General features: G+C 27.7%; 2 protein-coding genes. Both read right to left on the reverse strand.

Going from position 1 to position 2,383, the window contains the following annotated elements; all coding sequences use genetic code 11:
• Positions 1-203: 203 nt before the first annotated feature.
• A complete protein-coding gene (locus BUB36_RS18740) occupies positions 204-659 on the reverse strand; it encodes a GNAT family N-acetyltransferase (RefSeq protein ID WP_073153819.1) in 456 nt (151 codons plus the stop codon).
• A 13-nt stretch (positions 660-672) separates the two neighbouring features.
• Complete coding sequence (locus BUB36_RS18745) at positions 673-1,905, reverse strand: MFS transporter (RefSeq protein ID WP_073153822.1); 1,233 nt, start codon at positions 1,903-1,905, stop codon at positions 673-675.
• Between the last annotated feature and the right edge of the window lie 478 nt (positions 1,906-2,383).

A 2,383-nucleotide genomic window follows, 5' to 3' on the forward strand; every position in this document is an offset into this window, starting at 1 on the left:
TTTTTTCTTTCTGTCCTTTCATTAGAAAATTTGAACAAGGACTATCTTATCACTTATCTTATCATATTTTATCTGGCAAAAAAATCCCTAAATTTTTGAATGTTTCTCTTGCCTTTTGTTTTTATTTTTTATGCAATACCAGTGATAATTAATACATTTTTCATTAGCTTTACATATATGTATAAAATACACTACCTGCTTTTCTATTTTTTCATTTTTAATATCTCACTATGGAATCCCAAGCTTTCATAAAAAGTTATAGCTAAATTATTCTCAGGTAACACATCTAGAAAAATTGAATCAATTCCATGTTCTTCTAAATGATGAATAGCAGCATCCATTAATGCTTTACCAATACCGTAGTTTCTATAATGCTCTAAAACAAACAATGAATCAATATTTCCTTGTTTTTGAATTTTGTCTATTGTGAATATTAGATATCCTACTAATTGTTGATTTTCTTCTGATGTAGCACTTATAATAAACACATTCTTAACGTCAGTTTTTCTGAGCAAGCTTTGAACTCTTTTTGAAAAAGTTAAGTTAGCATATTTGTCTTTAAAATATTTCGAAATTCCCATATGATATGTATTTAATTTTTCCCATAATTCTTCAATATTCCAAATATAATTCCAATCATGAATTTTAATTTTAATCATGTATTCATCCCCTTTAAAATTCTATTTTATCTTTATATATAGTTTTTCCAATAGTTTTGTTAGATAATATCAAAACCACTGTACTCGAAATAAATATCCCTAAACCTGCATAAAGAAACACTGAAGAAATGACTATATTACCAATTTGACCAAAAAATATATTGGCTAATGGCATAACTAATGTTGAAATCATAAATAAAATAGAAAACACCCTTCCCATATATTCTTTTTGTACAGAAACTTGAATATAAGAAGAAAACAAAGTATTAAATATACCAAGAAATACTCCTATAAAGAAAACACTAGACAATGCAAGAAGTTCTGAAGGATATATTGAAATTACTAACAATGCAGATCCTGTAAACATTAATGAATAAATCATATAGTTCATTTTGGGTTTAAACTTTGGTAAAAAGAGCATAATAATAGTAATAAATATACCTCCAACAGCCTCAAAAGTCAAAGTAATCGAATAAAATGTACTACTTTTATTCAACACCTTCATGACATAGAGTGGCATCAGCAAATTTAATGCTGTTAAAAAGAAATTTGTTATTGAACATAGTATTATAGTATTTCTAATATTCACATGTTGAAAGGTGTACCGAAAACCATCAAAAAAGTTTTCTTTAAAATTGGAATAATTGTTAATAAACCCCTGGTGTTGATACTCGATAAATACTTCTGAAAAAGCAGAAATGAAATAGGAAATTCCATTAATAATAAAAATACCTTTAGCACCTATGAATGGTACAGATAATAGTATTGCTCCAATCATTGGGCCTACTACTCTTGTTGTTTCTATAATATTTGTCATAATCGAATTTCCTTTTATTAAAAACTCTTTATCTAATACTAGTGAGATAATAGATTTACTTGCTGGTCTAAATAAAGAATAACAACAACCAATAATAAATCCAGCTACAACGATTAATGGCAGGTTTAGAATATCGAAATGCAAAAACATACCAACAGTTGTAGATGTAATGCCCGCAATAATATCTGTCCATACTAATACATATTTTCTGTTCAAGCGATCAACCAACACCCCACTCATTGGACCTATAAGCGCAGCTGGAATAAATGAAGCAGCCATGACGTATCCTGTGTATTTTGCCGTTCCCGTCCTCTCAAGCAACCACCAAGCAAGAGCAAAATTGTATATAACTGTACCCAAACGAGAAACTAGACTTCCAATAATAAGTAATATAAAATTTTTGTTCCATAGTCCTTTATGTTTTTCCATCTTAATACCGTTGGCTTATATCTGTATAGATCGAATAAAAAGCGACATATATCTACTTATTGTATATAACGTGAAAATAAATTTACATACACTATAACCTGATAAATATTAAGTGAACAAAATTGCTTAAATCAATACCTATCTACATCCCTTTACAGATTTTCTCTAGTTATTAATAGAATACATTGCAGATAATTTCCTTCTTAAATCAGTACCATAAACACTCTCAGTACCATAAACACTCTATAAAGTTTATCTTAAAGCTATACCGTTTGATAACATCATATAAATTATATTTAATTCAAATACAAACTAAAATAATTATTTATCTCATTCTCAAAGTATTAAATTAGCAGTTCTAAAAATACTATAAAATGAAGCAATTAAAACGTCCTATTAGATGCGACTTCTTTTATCAAGATTATTAATAACTCCTGTTTTGCAAAAATAAAAGCTTAATTGGTAATGCTTCCAAAAA

This window comes from Paramaledivibacter caminithermalis DSM 15212, from assembly GCF_900142245.1.
GTDB lineage: Bacteria > Bacillota > Clostridia > Peptostreptococcales > Caminicellaceae > Paramaledivibacter > Paramaledivibacter caminithermalis.

What these genes read in the sequence shown, in the direction of transcription:
- BUB36_RS18745 (WP_073153822.1), bottom strand. Translation starts at nt 1,905, where the DNA reads ATGGAAAAACATAAAGGACTATGGAACAAAAATTTTATATTACTTATT.
- BUB36_RS18740 (WP_073153819.1), bottom strand. Translation starts at nt 659, where the DNA reads ATGATTAAAATTAAAATTCATGATTGGAATTATATTTGGAATATTGAA.